This window comes from Lamprobacter sp., assembly GCF_034860625.1.
GTDB lineage: Bacteria > Pseudomonadota > Gammaproteobacteria > Chromatiales > Chromatiaceae > Lamprobacter.
The window spans coordinates 1-408 of the sequence record NZ_JAYESN010000768.1; the positions used below are offsets into that span (position 1 = coordinate 1).

Below are 408 nucleotides of genomic sequence, written 5' to 3' on the forward strand. Positions count from 1 at the left end.
CCTCGATGGAGGGCAAAAGAAACATAAAAAAGATAAATATATCAATATACTAAATAGTGTTGGGATTCCTGAGAAAGATCATCCAAGGTATGTCTCTGCGGTTGAGACGTTCTTGCGTGTGCTCAGGCCTCCAAGGCTTCAGGATGTGCCGAAGCAGGATGTTGAGGCTTACTTGGACGGGCTCTGTACACGTACAGAACTCTCCGACGAGCAGGTTCGCTTATCGATCGGAGCCTTGCGTTTGTTGCTTCTCCAACTCACTCCGACGCCTGCTGGCCGTGAAATCGAATGGGCTTCTTGGTTAGAAAGGCGCCATTCTGCAATTCCAGATCAAAACGAAGAGATCATCAATCTTCGAGAGCGTGCGATGGTGATGGGATCACCCCGTATCGCGAAAGCAACACTCAC

1 protein-coding gene is annotated in these 408 nt (G+C 49.0%); it reads left to right on the forward strand.

Annotated elements, in window-relative coordinates:
* Positions 1–408, forward strand: a 408-nt coding sequence (locus tag VBE63_RS31210; RefSeq protein ID WP_323686809.1) for a hypothetical protein, incomplete at both ends; no start/stop codon positions are given.